This is a genomic window from Micromonospora sp. SD19 (genome assembly GCF_054462275.1).
The window spans coordinates 1,151,793-1,169,672 of sequence record NZ_JBTLMN010000001.1 but is presented as its reverse complement, the minus strand read 5'-3'; the positions used below and the strand labels follow the sequence as shown (position 1 = coordinate 1,169,672).

Sequence of the window (17,880 nt, the reverse complement as noted above, 5' to 3'; positions counted from 1 at the left end):
CTCATGCCCTCCGCCAGCCTGTGACGGCCCCCACCACACCACGGACCCGCCTCAACCCGCCGCGACGGCGAGCGGGGCGGGAGCACCGAGCACATCGGAGAGCAGTTGTGCACACCACTGCAGCAGCGCCTGGTCCCGCAGCGGCTCGCCGCCGATCCGCCGGGTGGTCGGTCGGGGCACGCTGACCTGGTCGGTGGCCTGCTTGTAGACGGCATCCGGGTGGTAGCGCTTGAGCCGCATCTGCTTCGAATCCGGCAACGGCAACGGCCCGAAGCGGACGTGCTTGCCCTGCATGGACACGTCGGTCAGGCCGTAGCGGCGGGCCAACAGGCGGAACCGGGCCACCTCCACCAGGTTCTGCACCGGGGCCGGCGGCTCGCCGTACCGGTCGGTCATCTCGGCGATGACCTCGCCCAGTCGCTCCTCGTCGCGCGCCTCGGCGAGCTTGCGGTACATCTCCAGACGCAGTCGCTCCACGCTCACGTAGTCGTGCGGCAGGTGCGCGTCGACCGGCAGGTCGATCTTGACGTCGGTCTCCTCCTCCGACCGCTCACCCTTGAACGCGGAGACCGCCTCGCCGACCATCCGCACGTACAGGTCGAAGCCGACACCCTCGATGTGGCCGGACTGCTCGCCACCGAGCAGGTTGCCGGCGCCCCGGATCTCCAGGTCCTTCATCGCCACGTACATGCCGGCACCCAACTCGGTGTGCTGGGCGATGGTCGCCAACCGCTCGTGGGCATGCTCGGTCAGCGGCTTCTCCGGCGGGTAGAGGAAGTAGGCGTACGCCCGCTCCCGGCCCCGGCCGACCCGGCCGCGGATCTGGTGCAGCTGGGCCAGGCCGAGCAGGTCGGCCCGCTCCACGATCAGGGTGTTGGCGTTCGGGATGTCGATGCCCGACTCGACGATCGTGGTGCAGACCAGGACGTCGAACTCCTTCTCCCAGAAGCCGACCATGACCTTCTCCAGGGCGTCCTCACCCATCTGGCCGTGCGCCACCGCGACCCGCGCCTCGGGCACCAGCTCCCGCAGCCGCCGTGCCGCCCGGTCGATCGACTCGACCCGGTTGTGCAGGTAGAAGACCTGCCCGTCGCGGAGCAGCTCACGGTGGATGGACGCGGCCACCTGCCGGTCGTCCTGCGCGCCGACGAAGGTGAGCACCGGGTGCCGCTCCTCCGGTGGCGTGGCGATGGTGGACATCTCCCGGATGCCGGTGATCGCCATCTCCAGGGTGCGCGGGATCGGGGTGGCCGACATGCTCAGCACGTCGACCGACGCGCGCAGCGTCTTCAGGTGCTCCTTGTGCTCCACACCGAAGCGCTGCTCCTCGTCGACGATCACCAGGCCCAGCTGCTTGAAGCGGGTGGCGGTCTGGAGCAGCCGGTGGGTGCCGATGACGATGTCGACGGTGCCGTCGGCGACCATCTCCAACGTCCGCTCGGTCTCCTTCGCCGTCTGGAACCGCGACAGCTGTCGGATCTGGACCGGGAACTGGCTCATCCGCTCGGCGAACGTGTTGTAGTGCTGCTGCACCAGCAGGGTGGTCGGCACCAGCACCGCCACCTGCTTACCGTCCTGCACCGCCTTGAACGCCGCCCGGACCGCGATCTCGGTCTTGCCGTAGCCGACGTCGCCGCAGATCAGCCGGTCCATCGGGACGGTCTGCTCCATGTCCCGCTTGACCTCCTCGATGGCGGCGAGCTGGTCCGGAGTCTCCTGCCACGGGAAGGCGTCCTCCAGCTCCCGCTGCCACGGCGTGTCCGGGCCGAACGAGTGACCCTTGGACGCCTTGCGGGCGGCGTAGAGCTGGATGAGCTGCGCGGCGATCTCCCGGACCGCCTTGCGGGCCCGGGCCTTGGACTTCTGCCAGTCCGAGCCGCCCATCTTGTGCAGGGTCGGCTGCTCACCGCCCACGTAGCGGGAGAGCTGGTCGAGCTGGTCGGTGGGGACGAACAACCGGTCGCCGGGCTGGCCCCGCTTGCTGGCCGCGTACTCGATGACCAGGTATTCCCGGCTGGCCCCGTTGACGGTCCGCTGCACCAACTCGACGTAGCGGCCGATGCCGTGCTGCTCGTGCACCACGAAGTCGCCGGCCTTGAGCTCCAGCGGGTCGATGGTGTTGCGCCGCCGGCTCGGCATCTTGCGCATGTCCCGCGTCGAGGTGCCCCGACCGCCTGTCACATCGTTGCCGGTGAGCAGCACGAAGCGCGACGCCTCGTCGACGAACCCGCTGCCCAGCGCGCCGCAGGTGACCACCAGCTCGCCGGGGGCGGGCGCGGTCGGCACCTCCTGCACCAACCGGGCACCGAGGCCGGCGTCGCGCAGCACCTCCACCGCCCGTTGGGCGGGGCCGTGCCCCTCGAAGACCAGCGCGATCGACCAGCCGTCGCCGGACCAACGCTTGAGGTCCTCGACGACCCGCGAGGTCTCACCGTGATAGAGCGGTGCCGGCTGGGCGGAGAGGGTCACCGCGATGGCGTCGTCCGGGGTGACGGCGGCCTGCTCCGGCGCGTCCTCCCAGGGCTGCCGCGTCTCGGCCGTCTCGCCCTCCACCAGACCGAACGGGGACAGCGTCCACCACGGCTGGCCGAGCTTGCCGGCGGCGGCGCGTACCTCGCCGAGGGTGCGGAAGGCGGCGGCGCCGACGTCCACCGGGGCCTGGCCGCCGACCGCGGCGGCGGCCCAACTGGCCTGCAAAAACTCCTCCGAGGTACGCACCAGGTCGTGCGCCCTCGTGCGGATCCGCTCCGGGTCGCAGAGCAGGACGTGGGTGCCGACCGGCATGGCGTCCAGCAGCAGCTCCAGCGAGTCGGGACCGACCAGCACCGGGGCCAACGACTCCATCCCCTCCACCGGAATTCCCTCGGCCAGCTTGTCGAGGATCTCGGCCAACTCCGGGTGCTGCTCGGCGAGCGCGGCGGCCCGGTCGCGCACCGCCGGGGTGAGCAGCAGCTCACGACACGGCGGCGCCCACAGCAGCGGGACCTGTTCGATGGTCCGCTGGTCGGCGACGGCGAAGGTGCGGATCTCCTCCACCTCGTCGCCCCAGAACTCGACCCGGGACGGGTGCTCGTCGGTGGGCGGGAAGACGTCCAGGATGCCGCCGCGTACCGCGAACTCGCCGCGCTTGGTGACCAGGTCGACCCGGGCGTACGCCATGTCGATCAACCGGCGGGCGACCTCTTCCAGGTCCGCCTCCTCGCCTGCGGCGAGCTGCACCGGCTCCAGGTCACCGAGCCCTTTGAGCTGGGGCTGGAGCAGCGAACGCACCGGGGCCACGACCACCCGCAGCGGCCCGGTCCGGCCGTGCGCGTCGGCAGACTCGGGGTGCGCGAGGCGGCGCAGCACGGCCAGCCGTCGACCCACGGTGTCCGAGCGTGGGGAGAGCCGCTCGTGCGGCAGCGTCTCCCAGGAGGGGAAGACCACTACCTGTTCGGCCGGCAGCAGCCCACCGAGCGCGGCGGCCAGGTCGTCGGCCTCCCGGGTGGTGGCGGTCACCGCGAGCACCGGGCGCCCGGCCCCGTCGTTGTCGGCGGCGACCGCCGCGACGGCGAACGGGCGCAGCGCCGCCGGGGCGGTGATGTCGAGGCCGTCTACCTGGGCGGCACCGGAGCGCGCCAGGTCACGCGCCCGGGCCAGCCCGGGGTCGGCCAGGGCGGCGGAAAACAGACCGGTGAGCAAGGGAAATCCTTCCCGGGGAGTCGACGCACACGACGGCGGCCCCTCGTCCAGTCGGACGGGGGGTGCACGACAACAAGCCTAGCCCCGTCGACCGACAGTCACCCCCTTCCGCCCAGGTCCACGCCGCCCCGCGCCTCGCGCCTCGCGCCTCGCGCCTCGCGCCTCGCGCCTCGCGCCTCGCGCCTCGCGCCTCGCGCCTCGCGCCTCGCGCCTCGCGCCTCGCGCCTCGCGCCTCGCGCCGAAGATCGTGCTCGAACCAGGATGTAGTGGCCTCAGCGACGCGCCGATGCCACTACATCCTGGATATTGCGAGATCTTGGGACCGCGCCGCCCGGCGCCACCAGCCCTCGCAGCGGATCTTGACCAAGTCGCGGCTGGCGTGGTCGGGTTTCGGGATGGGTGAGCAGTGGCGGGCACAGTTCGACGCGGAGGTGAGCTTCGCCAACGGCGGCGGGCTGCGTACCGAGGGGTTCCGACTGGACATTCCCGGTCGGGAGATCAGCGACGACGACCTGGCGGCGTTGTTCGTCCGGCACCTCGGGCTACTGATGGTGGCCGAGGTTCGGATCAGCGCCAAGACGATCATCGAGGAACCGCACAAGGGCGGCCGGGGCGTCGCCGTCGATCAGCCGACGTCCGGCCGCAGGCTGGTCGAGCTGAGCCACGTGATCAGCGAAGGGATGACCACCCTGCCCGGTTGGCCGGGCCCCCGGATCACCGACTGGTTGACCTTCGCCGCCTCCCGGGAGCGGTACGCCCCGGGCACCGAGTTCCACGTGGCCCGAATCGACATGATCGCCAACACCGGCACGTACCTGGACACGCCCGCCCACCGATGGGCCGGCCGGGACGACCTGACCGCTGTGTCGCTGGACCGTCTCGCCGACCTACCGGGGGTGGTGGTCCGGGTGCCGGCCGGCATCCGCGCGGTTGACCGGCTCATGCTGGCCCCGTACGAGGTGGCCGGTCGGGCGGTGTTGCTGCACACCGGGTGGGATGCGCACTTCGGCACCGAGCGGTACGGCGCGCCGGAAGCGCCGTACCTGACCGGGGACGCCGCCCAGGCGCTTGTCGAGGCTGGGGCGGCGCTGGTCGGCATCGACTCGATCAACATCGACGACATGGGCCCGGCTGCCGCCGGCGTACGCCCCGCGCACAGCGCACTGCTCGCCGCCGGCATCCCGATCGTGGAGCACCTGACCGGCCTGGGCGCGTTGCCGCCGAGCGGGTTCCGGTTCACGGCGGCCCCGCCGATGGTGGCCGGCATGGGCACCTTCCCCGTTCGCGCCTTCGCCGTCGTCGCCGCTGGCACGTGAGGCCCGACACCAGCGACACCTGACCCACCACCGTCACGTCTGGGGAGGGAACGATGCCCGCCGAGGGAGTCGGCAGTGATCCGCGTCGCCGCACCACACCCGCCCGGTGGCGGGTGCTGGGGCACCCGGAGGGGCTGCTCGTCTACCAGGCGCGGTGCATCGTGGAGGACCACGGCTGGACGGAGTCCACCGTCGTGGACCGGCACAAGGTCATCCTGGGCCGTTCCGGGGCGTACCGGCGGCGGCTCAACGGTCGGGTCGAGCTCTCCGACGCCACCTCGGTGCTGCTCACCCGCCCCGGCGACGAACTCGCCGTGGCCCACCCGTTCGGCTGCGGTGACTCGTACACCTGCCTGGAGATCGACCCGGTGGTGCTGGCGGCCCGCCCGGACGCGGAGGGTTGGCTGGACCGGGGTGGGTGGTCCGGATCCTCCGACGCGGCGCTGGACCTGGCGCACCGGCTTCTGGTGGCGGAGTTCCGGCGCGGGCTGGACGGGTTCGAGATGGCCGAGCGGCTGCACCGGTTCCTGACCCACCTGCTGCGGCACAGCCCGCTCGGCGCGGACGAGGGGCTCGACCCGGCGGTCCGCCGTCGACCGGCGACGCTGGTCGCCCACCGGCGGTTGGCCGACCGGGCTCGGGAGGTGCTGGCCAACTCCGGTTTCACGCTCAGCCTGGACGAGGTCGCCCGGGAGGTGGGCAGCTCGCCGCACCACCTCAGCCGGGTCTTCCACCGGATGACCGGCAGCAGCCTGACCAGTTACCGGAACCGGCTGCGGGTACGGGCGGTGCTGGACACGCTCGCCGAGCCCGACGGTCGTCCGCTCGGTGCGTTGGCCACCGAGTACGGGTTCGCTGACCAGGCACACCTGACCCGGGTGGTCCGGGAGCAGGTGGGCCATCCACCGGCCCGCCTGCGCCGGTTGCTCACCCCCACGGGCGAGACCCGGACCGGGTCGGGCTGACCCGTCGGCGGGTGCGGACACCGTCGAGGAGGCCCCGTCAGCGGACCTGCGGCGCCCTCTCGGGCACGTGCGACCGGGGGCGTCGGGCCTCCCCGAACAGGCCCGCGTGCCCCCGTCGCCAGGACGGAGTCCGGTCCGGCAGGAACCATCCTCGGGCCGTCGGGCCGCCGCGTCTTGAAGAAAATTGCTCAGTAGCGCCCTATGTTCCGATCCCGGCGCACACCACCGTCTGCCCGCGCGGACCGATCATGGTGGTTGAGATCACGCCGCAAAACACACGTCCGGAGGCAGTGGATCACCCGGGGGCCCTCCAGACATCCGGTCCGCGCGGATACCATCCAGTAAGTCGGACAGCGCTGTCCTTCGTACCCACGCAAGGGAGCGCATCGTGACCGACCAGCACGACCACGACGGCCCGGACGCCGCACTGCGCGCCGACATCCGCCGACTCGGCACCCTGCTCGGCCAGACCCTGGCCCGCCAGGAGGGTCGCCCGCTGCTCGACCTCGTCGAGGAGATCCGCGCCCAGGTCCGCAGCGACGCCCCGGCGGCCGCGCAGCGCCTCGGCGGGCTCGACGTGACCACCGGCACCAAGTTGGCCCGCGCCTTCTCCACCTACTTCCACCTGGCCAACATCACCGAGCAGGTGCACCGCGCCCGGGATCTGCGCCGCCGTCGCGCGGTGCAGGGCGGCTGGCTGGACCAGGCCGCCAAGATGATCGCCGAGCGGGGGGTGCCGGCCGAGGAGATCGCCAACGCCGCTCGCCGGCTCGCGGTGCGACCGGTCTTCACCGCGCACCCGACCGAGGCGGCCCGTCGGTCGATCCTGTCCAAGCTGCGGGCGATCGCCGACGAGTTGGACACCGAGACCGCCAACGCGATCCTCTACGGCGCCAGCGACGAGGGCCCGGCCAACCGCCGGTTGGCCGAGCTGCTCGATCTGATGTGGCAGACCGACGAGCTGCGGCTCGACCGGCCGGACCCGACCGACGAGGCCCGCAACGCGATCTACTACCTGCGCGACCTGTACGCGGAGGCCGCCCCGCAGGTGCTCGACGACCTGGCCGACACGCTGCGCACGCTCGGCGTGGAGACCTCACCGACGGCCCGGCCGTTGAGCTTCGGCACCTGGATCGGCGGCGACCGCGACGGCAACCCGTTCGTCACCCCGGCGGTCACCCGCGAGGTGCTGACCATCCAGCACGAGCACGGCATCGCCGCCACCGAGAAGGCGATGGACCACCTGATCAACGAGGTCTCGGTGTCCCGCCGACTGCGCGGGGTGTCCCTGGACCTCTCCGCCAGCCTCGCCGCCGACCTGGACGCGCTGCCCGAGGTGGCGCAGCGTTTCCGCCGGGTCAACGCGGAGGAGCCGTACCGGCTCAAGGCGCGCTGTGTGAAGGCGAAGCTCGCCAACACCCGGCTGCGGTTGCGTCAGGGCACCGCGCACGTGCCCGGTCGGGACTACCGGGGCTCCGCCGAGCTGGTCGCCGACCTGGACCTGCTGCGCGCCTCGCTGGCCCGCAACTCCGGGCAGCTCACCGCGGTCGGCCGGCTGGCCTCCACCATCCGTACGGTCTCCGCGTTCGGCCTGCACCTGGCCACCATGGATGTCCGGGAGCACGCCGAGGCGCACCACGCGGTGCTCGCGCAGCTCTACGAGGCGGTCGGCGAGGTCTCCGACTACCCGGCGCTGACCCGGCTGGAACGCACCAAGCTGCTCGCCGACGAGCTGACCGGCCGCCGGCCGCTGTCCACGCTGGACACGTCGCTCACCGAGCCGGCCCGCAAGACGTTCGACGTGTTCAGCACCATCCGGGAGGCACAGGACCGGTTCGGCGCCGAGGTGATCGAGTCGTACATCATCTCGATGACCCTGGGCGTCGACGACGTGCTGGCCGCCGTGGTGCTGGCCCGCGAGGCCGGCCTGGTGGACGTGCACAGCGGGCGGGCCCGGATCGGGTTCGTGCCGCTGCTGGAGACCCCGGCCGAGCTGAACGCCGGCGGTGAGCTCCTCGACGAGTTGCTGTCACTGCCCGCGTACCGGGCGCTGGTCACCGCCCGCGGCGACGTGCAGGAGGTCATGCTCGGCTACTCCGACTCGAACAAGGAGGCCGGGATCACCACCAGCCAGTGGTCGATCCACCGGGCGCAGCGCGCGCTGCGCGACGTGGCCGCCCGGCACGGCGTGCACCTGCGGCTCTTCCACGGCCGGGGTGGCACGGTCGGGCGTGGTGGCGGTCCGACGCACGAGGCGATCCTGGCGCAGCCCTACGGCACGATGGACGGCGCGATCAAGGTGACCGAGCAGGGCGAGGTGATCTCCGACAAGTACACCCTGCCCTCGCTGGCCCGGGAGAACCTGGAGTTGACCCTCGCCGCGGTGCTCCAGGCGACCCTGCTGCACACCGCGCCCCGGCAGCCGGCCGAGATGTTGGAGCGCTGGGACGCGACGATGGACGTGGTCTCCGAGTCGGCGTTCCGGTCCTACCGGTCGCTGGTCGAGGACCCGGACCTGCCGGCGTACTTCTGGGCGTCCACCCCCACCGAACTGCTCGGCGCGCTCAACATCGGCTCCCGGCCGGCGAAGCGCCCGAACACCGGCGCGGGACTGTCCGGGCTGCGGGCCATCCCGTGGGTGTTCGGCTGGACGCAGACCCGGCAGATCGTGCCGGGCTGGTTCGGCGTCGGTTCCGGGCTGGCCGCCGCCCGCGAGGCGGGGCTGGCGGACGTGTTGGCCGAGATGCACCGTAACTGGCACTTCTTCCGCACGTTCCTGTCGAACGTCGAGATGATGCTGACCAAGACCGACCTGAGCATCGCCCGCCGGTACGTCGAGACGCTGGTGCCGAAGAAGCTGCACCCGATCTTCGAGCAGATCGAGCGGGAGTACGAGCTGACCAAGCGGGAGGTGCTGGCGGTCACCGCCTCACCGGCCCTGCTGGAAAACTCGCCGGTGCTCCAGCGCACCCTGGCCGTCCGCGACACCTACCTGGAGCCGCTGCACCACCTGCAGGTGGCGCTGCTGCGGCAGTACCGGGAGTCGGGTGCCGCCGGGCGGGCCATCGCCACCGCCCCGGGTGGTCGACGCGCACCGAGCGACGGCACCGCCCTGGAACGCGCGCTGCTCACCACCGTGAACGGCATCGCCGCCGGAATGCGCAACACCGGCTGATCATCAGGTACGACAACGGGCCCCGGTCGCTGTGACCGGGGCCCGTTTCGTGGGTCTGCGGACGACTGTCAGAAGTCGCCGCCGCCGAAATCCCCGCCCCCGAAGTCACCGCCGCCGAAGCCCCCACCGCCGAAGTCACCGCCGCCGAAATCCCCACCGGCGTAGTCGCCGCCGAAATCCCCACCCTGGTCGCCGCCGCCGAAGTCCTGGTCGCCGCCGTCGCCGCCCTGGTCGACGCCGTCACCGAAGCCCTCCTGGTAGCCGGCGTCATAGCCGTACCCGGGGTCGGCGAAGGCGGGCGAGAAGAGCGCGTCGGCGATCAGGATGCCGCCGAGCACGCCGGCCCCGGCGCCCAGCGCCGTCTTCCACCACGGCGTCGAATACCAGCCGGCGGGCACCGGCCGACCCTGATAACGCCCACCGGGGTAGTAGTAGGGCGTTTCCCGGCCGGGTTGCGGCCCGGCCCGGAAGGTCTGCCCCTGCACGTCGACCTCGCGCTCCTTGGTGAGCTGCCCCACGCCCCGGGCGGCGGCCAGGGTCGGCAGTTCGGGGCCCGGGTCGATACCCAGCGCCGTACGCGCCGCCCGGATGTACGCCAACCCCTCCAGCGCGGTCTCCCGGGCCAGGGCGAACTGGTGCGGCGTACGCGCCTGCTCCAGCTGCGAGCCGGCGGCGTTGTACCGCTCACCGGCGTCGGCCAGCGCCTGGCGCACCGCCGGGTCGTCGCCGTGCAGGTTCATCAACTGGCCGCCGAGGCGCTCGTACCACCGCTGCGCCTCCGCGCGGGCGTCGCCGAGCTCGGTGCGTCGGCGGGCACCGGCCTGGGCGCGGATGAGCGCGGCTGCGCCCAGCGCGCCGACCAGCACCACGGCGAGGCAGAGCAGAAGTTCCATGTCATCGAACGTACCCCTGGGTGTCACGTCATATCCGTCTGGCAAGCTCCGGTGATGGACGTCTCGACGTTGCTCCTGGTGATGGTGTGCCTCGGCGTCGGCGGGGCGGTGGGCTGGCTCGCGGCCCGGTCCCGCTCGGCGGCCGACATCGCCCGTCTCGACGCCACCCTGGCCGCCACCCGGGAGGGCGAGGGCCGGCTGGAGCAGTCCATGCGGGCGTTGAGCTACGAGGCCACCGCGCAGTCCCAGGAGGCGGTGGCCAGGGCGGTCGCGCCGCTGCACGACACCCTGCGCCGCTACGAGCAGCGGGTGGCCGAGCTGGAGCACGACCGGGTCGACGCGTACGCCGAGCTGCGCGAGCAGGTCCGCTCCATGACCGCGGTCTCGGGTGAGCTGCGCACCGAGACGAAACAGCTGGTGGCGGCGCTGCGCGCACCGCAGGTGCGGGGTCGCTGGGGCGAGCACCAACTGCGCCGGATCGTCGAGGCTGCCGGCATGCTGGAGCACTGCGACTTCTCCGAGCAGGTCACCGCCGACAACGACGGGCAGGTTGTCCGCCCGGACCTGGTGGTCCGGCTGCACGGCGGTCGCTCGGTGGTGGTGGACGCCAAGGCGCCGTTCGACGCGTACCTGACCGCCATGGAGGCCCGCGACGAGCGTGGCCGGGACACCCACCTCGACGCGCACGCGCGGCACCTGCGGGGGCACGTGGACGCGTTGGCGGCCAAGTCCTACTGGTCGGCGTTCGACAGCGCACCCGAGTTCGTGGTGCTGTTCGTCCCCGCCGACCCGTTCCTCGACGTCGCGCTCCAGCGTGACCCGACGCTGCTGGAGCACGCGTTCACCCGCAACGTGGTGCTGGCCACGCCGGCCACGCTCGTCGCACTGCTCCGCACTGTCGCCTACTCGTGGCGGCAGGAGGCACTGGCCCGCAACGCGCTCGCGGTGCACACCCTCGCCCGGGAGCTGTACGGCCGGTTGTCCACCCTGGGCGATCACGTGGGCAAGCTCGGGTCCTCGTTGGCGGGTGCGGTGACCGCCTACAACCGGGCGGTCGGCTCGCTGGAGGCCAGGGTGCTGGTCAGCGCCCGCAAGCTCGCCGAGTTGGGCGTATCGGACGACGAGTTGGCCACGCCGGCCCAGGTCGAGCTGACGCCCCGGCAGCCGCAGGCACCCGAGTTGGTCGATCCGACCGACGGCGAGGTCGAGGCCCGCTCACCGGCTATGTGACAGTGCGTGTGCCCTCATGTCACGAAGTGGTCACAAGGGACTGACCGGTAGTGACAGTGTTCATCGATACCACGAAAGATTCTGCTCACCCGAGCGCCCTTCTCTGAGGGGCCCTGTTCTCTGGAGGTAAAGAGAACGTGAGCAGACTCCGAAACCTGAGCCGGCGCACCTCAGCCGCGCTCTTCGCGTCGGTCCTGGCGGCGAGCGCCGCGACCGCCGTCGGCGGTGCCGCCACCGCGGCCGCCGCTCCCGCCACCACACCTGACGCTTCCCCGGCCACCGCCGCCGAGACGCTGGGCGCGCACGACGCCAAACTGCTCGGCGAGGCCCGCGCCAAGAAGGCCCCGACGGTCACCCTGATCGTCGCCACCGAGAAGGGTGAGGCAGGGGACGTCGCCGACAGCCTGACCAAGCTCGGCGGGACGGTCAGCCAGCGGCAGGACCGGGTCGGCTTCGTGCTGGCCAAGGTCCCGACCGACAGCGTTCTCAAGGCGGCGCGGCTGCCCGGCGTCTCGGCCGTCGACCTGGACGAGGTCATCCAACTGCCAGACCCGACCCCGGAACGCACCACCACCGGCACCGCTGGCGCTCGGCAGGCCACCGTCGGGGCGCCGGGAGCGACCACCCCGGCCGACAACCCGTACATGCCGACGAACGAGACCGGCGCGGTGGCGTTCACCGCGGCCCACCCGGAGTGGGACGGCCGGGGCGTCACGATCGGCATCATGGACTCCGGCGTGGACCTGGCCCACCCGGCCCTGCAGCAGACCACCACCGGCGAGCGCAAGATCGTCGACTGGGTCACCGCCACCGACCCGCTGGAGGACGGCACCTGGCGGCGGATGCAGGCCGAGGTCGCCGGCCCGTCGTTCACCATCGCCGGTGGCACCTGGACGGCGCCGGCCGGCGCGTACCGGTTCAACCTGTTCAGCGAGTCGGTGACCACCAACAGCGACGCCCGGGGTGACGTCAACCGCGACGGCGACACCACCGACACCTGGGGTGTGCTCTACGACCCGGCCACCAACAACATTTGGGTGGACGCCAACCAGAACCTCAACTTCACCGACGACCCGATCATGCGGCCGTACAAGGAGAAGTACGACATCGGCTACTTCGGCACCGACAACCCGGCAACGCCGGTCGCCGAGCGGCAGCCCTTCGTCGTCGAGTTCCGCAAGAACGTCAACACCACGCCGATCGGGCTGCCGGGCACCTACGACTACGTCAACATCGGCATCGTCGAGAGCACCCACGGCACCCACGTCGCCGGCATCACCGCCGCCAACGACATGCTCGGCAACGGGGCGTTCGACGGTGCCGCGCCCGGCGCCAAGCTGGTTTCCGCCCGCGCCTGCTCCTGGGGCGGCGGCTGCACCGCGGCCGCCCTCACCACCGGCATGATCGACCTGGTGGCCAACCGTGGCGTCGACATCGTCAACATGTCGATCGGTGGCCTGCCGGGCCTGAACGACGGCAACAACGCGCGGACGAACCTCTACAACGAACTGATCGAGACGTACGGCGTGCAGTTGGTCATCTCGGCCGGCAACTCCGGCCCGGGTCTCAACACCGTCGGCGACCCGTCGGTCGCCAGCAACGTGATCAGCGTTGCCGCCAACATCAGCAAGGACACCTGGCTGGCCAACTACGGCTCGGTCGTCAGGAAGAAGAACGCTTTGTTCAACTTCTCCTCCCGTGGCCCGCGCGAGGACGGCGGCTTCAAGCCGAACATCGCCGCCCCCGGTTCGGCCATCTCCACCGCACCGACCTGGCAGCTCGGCGCTCCGGTCCCCGAGGCCGGATACGCGCTGCCCCCGGGCTACGCGATGCTGAACGGCACGTCGATGGCGTCCCCGCAGACCGCCGGCGCGGGCGCGTTGCTGCTGTCGGCCGCCAAGGCCACCGACCGGGGCGTCAGCCCGGCCGCGCTGCGGCGGGCGCTGTTCAGCTCCGCCAAGCCGATCGCTGACGTGCCGACATACGCGCAGGGCTACGGCATGGTCAACGTGCCGGGTGCCTGGCAGCTGCTGCGTCAGGGCGTCGAAACCCGGTCGTACGTCTCCGACGCGCCGGTCTGCAGCCCCCTGGCCGGCCAGCTGACCATCTGGAACGGTGTGAAGTTCGTGCCGAACCCGGGTCGGGGCACCGGCGTCTACAACCGTTGCACCTCGTCCGAGGGCGGCCACAAGGTCGGCCAGAGCAAGACCTACCCGGTCAAGCTGACCCGCACCAGCGGGCCGGCCGGCACCATCAAGCACGACGTCACGCTCCAGGGCAACGACGGCACCTTCAAGGCACCGAAGAGCGTCGCGTTGCCGCTCAACAAGACCGTCACCATCAGCGTCACCGCCAAGCCGGCCACCGAGGGTGCGCACGGGGCGATCATGCGGATCGACGACCCGGCCACCAACGTCGTCGACTTCGAGGTGTCCACAGTGGTGGTGGCCTCGAACGACGTGAAGAAGCCCACCTTCTCGTACGCCAACGAGGGCTCGGTCGACCGGAACGGCTTCACGTCGTACTTCGTGACGGTGCCGGAGGGCGCCAAGGCGCTCCAGGTGAACCTCTCCGGGATCGCCACCGGTTCGCAGACCCGCTTCATCGCGATCAACCCGCTGGGTGTGCCGGTGGAGGCCACCACGAGCACCGTCTGCTACACCAACTTCTCCGACGTCAACGTCTGCAAGCCGCAGGAGCGTGACTACCAGAACCCGCTTCCCGGGGTCTGGGAGATCGAGGTGGAGTCGCGGCGCACGTCCCCGGCGCTGAACAACCCGTTCAAGCTCCAGGTGCGGGTGCAGGGCCTGACGGTCGAGCCGGCGCTGGTCGAGCTGCCCAGCGTCGAGGCCGGCGAGCCGACCCGGGTGAGCTGGAACGTCACCAACGCCTTCGGCCCGGTCTCGGTCAGCGGCCGCAGTGGCGCGCTGACCGGTGTCCGCACCGAGCGTCCGACCATCACCGAGGGCGGCCCCAACCAGGAGTGGACCGTCGAGATCCCGGCGGGCACCTCGACGTTCACCGCCCGGATCGGCAACCCCGCGAACGCGGGCGCAGACCTGGACCTGTTCGTCTACCGGGGTGCCACCGAGGTCGGCCGGGCGGCCGACGGTGACTCGGAGGAGGCGGTGACGCTGAACAACCCGCCGGCCGGCACCTACCGCGTCGTGGTGGAGCCGTACGGGGTCGACGGGCCGGGCACGAGCACCGCCTACGACTACTACGACGCGTTCGCGTCCGCGTCGCTGGGCACGATCACCGCTCCGGCCGTCGCGGTGCCGCTGATGCACGGCGAGTCGGCCACCATCACCGGCACGGTGACCGCGGTGGCCGTTCCGGCCGACGGGCGTCAGCTCTCCGGTGAGCTGGCGATCGTCACCACCGAGGGTGCGATCGTGGGTCGCGGCAACGTGTCCATCGGGGCGGTGAACTGATCCGCCCGTAACGCCGGCAGGAGCCCGTCCCCATGTTCGGGGGCGGGCTCCCGCGTGTCAGGGTGGGTGGTCAGGACCGGTGGGCGCTCTCCACCACGAACGGGGTGCCCTGCTGGCAGGTGGTCATCATGCCGGGCTCCACCCGACCGGTGACCTCGACGCGTGCGCCCGGCGTCAGCACGTCACGCGGGCCACCGAGCAGCAGGTATTCGCCGAGCAGTACGCACCCGGGCTCCACACCGCCCTGCACGATGCCGCTCACCGTGGTGGCCCCGACGCCCGGCGGCGTGCTCGGGCCGCCCGGTTTCGGAGTCTTTCCTCCGGGCGGCGGGGTGGGGGTGACTGTCGCTGGCGAGACGGTCGGGTCGGGCGTGGGCTGGCTGGTCACCGGCTGCGCTCCCGTCGGGGTGGGGGTTGGTGTGCCGCCCACCCCGCCCTGGTTGCCGCAGGCGCTCAGCGCCACGCAGACAGCAAGCGCGGGGACGGCGAACCGAAGAGTCCTCATGCCGAATCTGACGTACGCCGACCCGAGTTCGTTCCCGTGTTCAGCCGCGCGCCGCAGCGGCCTTCATGTCCCGCTTCAGCTCCTGCGGCAGCGAGAACGTGAGCCGTTCGTTGGCGGTGGTGATCTCCTCCACGTCGGCGAAACCGCGCGCGGCGAGGTGGACCAGCACCTCCTGGACCAGGTCGTCCGGGACGCTCGCGCCCGAGGTCAGGCCGACGGTGGTGGCGCCCTCCAGCCAGGCGTCGTCGATCTCGTGCGCGAAGTCGACCAGGTGACCGGCGCGGGCGCCGGCGTCCAGGGCGACCTCGACCAGGCGCACCGAGTTGGAGGAGTTCGTCGAGCCGACGACGATCACCACGTCACAGTCGGCGGCGATCTCCTTGACCACGTGCTGCCGGTTGGAGGTGGCGTAGCAGATGTCGTCACTGGGCGGGGACTGCAACAGCGGCAGCCGCTTCTTGAGCCGGGCCACCGTCTCCAGCGTCTCGTCGACCGAGAGCGTGGTCTGGGAGAGCCAGACCACCTTCTCCGGATCACGTACGGTGATCTTGTCGGCGTCGTCCGGGCCGTCCACCAGCTGGATGTGCGCGGGGGCCTCACCGGCGGTGCCGATGACCTCCTCGTGCCCCTCGTGGCCGATGAGCAGGATGTCGTAGTCCTCGGCCGCGAAGCGCCGCGCCTCGTGGTGCACCTTGGTGACCAGCGGGCAGGTCGCGTCGATCGCCTTCAGCGAACGCGCCTTGGCCTGCTCGTACACCTCCGGCGCCACGCCGTGCGCAGAGAAGATGACGGTGGCGCCCTCGGGCACCTCCTCGTTCTCCTCCACGAAGATCGCGCCCTGGGCCTCCAGGGTCTGCACCACGTGCTTGTTGTGCACGATCTGCTTGCGCACGTAGATGGGGGCACCGTAGAGCTTCAGCGCCTCCTCCACGGTCTGCACCGCGCGGTCGACACCCGCGCAGTAGCCGCGGGGCTTGGCCAGGAGCACGCGCTTGCCGGTCCGGTGAGTCGCCTGAGCCTCAGTCACCACCCCATCGTACGTGCCGGCTTTCCCACCGGCAGTGGGCCGCGACCCGCCCAGAGCCCCGGTGATCAAGAGGTTTGCGTCAAAAACGCGCCCAGCACTGACGCAAACCTCTTGATCACCGGGAGGGTCCGTAGGGTGGGCGGGTGAGCGGAGACGGGCGGGTGGGGGGCGGCGGGGCCAGCAGCGCTGAGGAGCCTTGGCCGGTACGGGTGGTCAGCCAGAAGGTGGGGGCCTGGATCGCCAAACTGGGCTGGGTGTGGGTGGACGGGCAGGTGGCGCAGATCAGCCGTCGCCCCGGAGCCAGCACCGTCTTCCTCACCCTGCGCGACCCGTCGGCCGACCTGAGCCTCACCGTCACCACCAACCGGGACGTCCTGGACGCCGGCGCACCCGAGCTGCGCGAAGGCGCCCGCGTGGTGCTGCACGCCAAGCCGGAGTTCTACGCCGCCCGGGGCACGCTGAGCCTGCGCGCCGACGAGATCCGCCAGGTGGGCCTCGGCGAGCTGCTGGCCCGGCTGGAGAAGCTCAAGAAGCTGCTCGCCGCCGAAGGACTCTTCGACCGCGCCCGCAAGCGTCGGCTGCCCTTCCTGCCCGGCCGGATCGGGCTCATCACCGGTCGCGCCTCGGCGGCCGAACGGGACGTGCTGACCAACGCCCGACGGCGCTGGCCGGCGGTCGAGTTCCGGACGGTCAACGTGGCAGTGCAGGGCCCGTCGGCGGTCCCGCAGATCGTCGACGCGCTCAAGGTGCTGGACGCCGACCCGAGCATCGATGTGATCATCATCGCCCGGGGTGGCGGCGGCATCGAGGACCTGCTGCCCTTCTCCGACGAGGCGCTCTGCCGCGCGGTGTTCGGCTGTCGTACGCCGGTGGTCAGCGCGATCGGCCACGAGACGGACGCGCCACTGATCGACTACGTGGCCGACGTCCGCGCCTCCACCCCGACCGACGCGGCCAAGCGGGTCGTCCCCGACCTCACCGAGGAGGTACGCCTCATCGGTCAGGCCCGACACCGCCTCGAACGAGCGGTGCGCAACCTGGTCGACCGGGAGACACACCGGCTCGACGGGCTGCGGTCCCGGCCGGTGCTGGCCCGGCCGCAGGTGATGGTGGAGCACCGGGCGACCGAGCTGACCGCGTTGCGGCAGCGGGCCGGCCGATGCCTGGAGCACCGGCTCACCGCCGCCGAGGATGACCTGCGGCACACCCTCGCGCGGCTGCGCGCCCTGTCCCCCGCCGCCACCCTCGACCGGGGGTACGCGATCGTGCAACGCGCGGACGGCCAGGTGGTCCGCGCGGCGGCGGAGGTCGGCAAGGGCGATCCGCTGCGGGTACGCCTGGCCGACGGCGAGCTGGCCGCCACAGTCGATGGCTGAGTGGCGACGCGCCGCAGCGGGGAGGGGTGTGCTGAGATGAACGCGATGACTGACGACACGAAGGCCGGGCCGGACGAGCGGCTCAGTTACGAGCAGGCCCGCGCCGAGCTGGCCTCGGTGGTGGAGCGGCTGGAGGCCGGCGGCACGTCCCTGGAGGAGTCGCTGGCGCTCTGGGAGCGCGGCGAGGCGCTGGCGGTGATCTGTCAACGCTGGCTGGATGGCGCGCGGGCGCGGATCGACGCCGCCCGGCAGGAACCAGCTTCCTGATCGCCGGTGGG

Annotated in this window: 11 protein-coding genes; 7 read left to right on the top strand and 4 right to left on the bottom strand. The window is 71.7% G+C overall.

The annotated features are described in order from the left end of the window. Positions 1-51: 51 nt before the first annotated feature. Complete coding sequence (mfd, locus tag ACX27O_RS05430) at positions 52-3,681, bottom strand: transcription-repair coupling factor (protein ID WP_210866250.1); 3,630 nt, start codon at positions 3,679-3,681, stop codon at positions 52-54. 395 nt (positions 3,682-4,076) lie between these two features. Here mfd and ACX27O_RS05425 point away from each other — a divergent pair, with 395 nt between their 5' ends. The 3 genes from ACX27O_RS05425 (at position 4,077) to ppc (ending at position 9,137) form a co-directional block, all read left to right on the top strand. After that, the gene (locus tag ACX27O_RS05425; RefSeq protein ID WP_210862515.1) at positions 4,077-4,997 is read left to right on the top strand and encodes a cyclase family protein; all 921 of its coding nucleotides are present in this window, start codon (positions 4,077-4,079) and stop codon (positions 4,995-4,997) included. 53 nt (positions 4,998-5,050) lie between these two features. Beyond that, complete coding sequence (locus tag ACX27O_RS05420; protein ID WP_247676332.1) at positions 5,051-5,962, top strand: helix-turn-helix domain-containing protein; 912 nt, start codon at positions 5,051-5,053, stop codon at positions 5,960-5,962. Positions 5,963-6,350: 388 nt separating this feature from the next. Continuing rightward, the gene (ppc, locus tag ACX27O_RS05415) at positions 6,351-9,137 is read left to right on the top strand and encodes a phosphoenolpyruvate carboxylase (protein ID WP_357638122.1); all 2,787 of its coding nucleotides are present in this window, start codon (positions 6,351-6,353) and stop codon (positions 9,135-9,137) included. A gap of 68 nt (positions 9,138-9,205) precedes the next feature. Here the strand turns inward: ppc and ACX27O_RS05410 are convergent, their stop codons facing one another. After that, complete coding sequence (locus tag ACX27O_RS05410; protein ID WP_458939010.1) at positions 9,206-10,030, bottom strand: hypothetical protein; 825 nt, start codon at positions 10,028-10,030, stop codon at positions 9,206-9,208. A gap of 54 nt (positions 10,031-10,084) precedes the next feature. Here ACX27O_RS05410 and rmuC point away from each other — a divergent pair, with 54 nt between their 5' ends. Both rmuC and ACX27O_RS05400 read left to right on the top strand, forming a co-directional pair. Continuing rightward, positions 10,085-11,260, top strand: a complete 1,176-nt coding sequence (gene rmuC, locus ACX27O_RS05405; RefSeq protein WP_210861328.1) for a DNA recombination protein RmuC — start codon at positions 10,085-10,087, stop codon at positions 11,258-11,260. Positions 11,261-11,397: 137 nt separating this feature from the next. Next, positions 11,398-14,694, top strand: a complete 3,297-nt coding sequence (locus ACX27O_RS05400; protein ID WP_458939009.1) for a S8 family serine peptidase — start codon at positions 11,398-11,400, stop codon at positions 14,692-14,694. Positions 14,695-14,764: 70 nt separating this feature from the next. On the opposite strand, the gene ACX27O_RS05395 is transcribed toward ACX27O_RS05400, so the two are convergent. Both ACX27O_RS05395 and ACX27O_RS05390 read right to left on the bottom strand, forming a co-directional pair. After that, a complete protein-coding gene (locus ACX27O_RS05395) occupies positions 14,765-15,199 on the bottom strand; it encodes a hypothetical protein (protein ID WP_358127685.1) in 435 nt (144 codons plus the stop codon). A gap of 40 nt (positions 15,200-15,239) precedes the next feature. Beyond that, positions 15,240-16,226, bottom strand: a complete 987-nt coding sequence (locus tag ACX27O_RS05390) for a 4-hydroxy-3-methylbut-2-enyl diphosphate reductase (RefSeq protein WP_124770510.1) — start codon at positions 16,224-16,226, stop codon at positions 15,240-15,242. A gap of 143 nt (positions 16,227-16,369) precedes the next feature. Here ACX27O_RS05390 and xseA point away from each other — a divergent pair, with 143 nt between their 5' ends. Beyond that, the gene (xseA, locus tag ACX27O_RS05385) at positions 16,370-17,602 is read left to right on the top strand and encodes an exodeoxyribonuclease VII large subunit (protein WP_245233528.1); all 1,233 of its coding nucleotides are present in this window, start codon (positions 16,370-16,372) and stop codon (positions 17,600-17,602) included. Positions 17,603-17,647: 45 nt separating this feature from the next. Next, complete coding sequence (locus ACX27O_RS05380) at positions 17,648-17,869, top strand: exodeoxyribonuclease VII small subunit (protein ID WP_030328827.1); 222 nt, start codon at positions 17,648-17,650, stop codon at positions 17,867-17,869. Positions 17,870-17,880: the final 11 nt, after the last annotated feature.

Excerpts from the sequence above, each read along its gene's own strand:
- ACX27O_RS05425 (WP_210862515.1), top strand. The coding sequence starts at position 4,077 with ATGGGTGAGCAGTGGCGGGCACAGTTCGACGCGGAGGTGAGCTTCGCC.
- ACX27O_RS05420 (WP_247676332.1), top strand. The coding sequence starts at position 5,051 with ATGCCCGCCGAGGGAGTCGGCAGTGATCCGCGTCGCCGCACCACACCC.
- ACX27O_RS05410 (WP_458939010.1), bottom strand. The coding sequence starts at position 10,030 with ATGGAACTTCTGCTCTGCCTCGCCGTGGTGCTGGTCGGCGCGCTGGGC.
- rmuC (WP_210861328.1), top strand. The coding sequence starts at position 10,085 with ATGGACGTCTCGACGTTGCTCCTGGTGATGGTGTGCCTCGGCGTCGGC.
- ACX27O_RS05395 (WP_358127685.1), bottom strand. The coding sequence starts at position 15,199 with ATGAGGACTCTTCGGTTCGCCGTCCCCGCGCTTGCTGTCTGCGTGGCG.
- ACX27O_RS05380 (WP_030328827.1), top strand. The coding sequence starts at position 17,648 with ATGACTGACGACACGAAGGCCGGGCCGGACGAGCGGCTCAGTTACGAG.